The sequence below is a fragment of the Serratia sp. M24T3 genome (assembly GCF_000257645.1).
Taxonomy (GTDB): domain Bacteria; phylum Pseudomonadota; class Gammaproteobacteria; order Enterobacterales; family Enterobacteriaceae; genus Rouxiella.
Window position 1 is genome coordinate 1 of record NZ_AJHJ01000111.1, and the last position, 237, is coordinate 237.

Annotated in this window: 1 tRNA gene; it reads right to left on the bottom strand. The window is 49.4% G+C overall.

From position 1 onward, the window contains the following. Window positions 1-25: 25 nt before the first annotated feature. Window positions 26-101: transfer RNA gene (locus SPM24T3_RS24195), tRNA-Ala, on the bottom strand. Window positions 102-237: the final 136 nt, after the last annotated feature.

Sequence of the window (237 nt, forward strand, 5' to 3'; positions counted from 1 at the left end):
GTATTTGATGTGAGCCGTATGGATATGGTGGAGCTAAGCGGGATCGAACCGCTGACCTCCTGCGTGCAAGGCAGGCGCTCTCCCAGCTGAGCTATAGCCCCATACAGTCACTAAACAGATACCTTTATATGTCCCACCCTAAAAAGAGTTTCAATTCTGACTCAGGCAAGGCGTGGCTTCGCGAAGCATAGCGTTTTCTATGCGAGGGAAGTCATAACGCAGCATGAGAAAGAATTT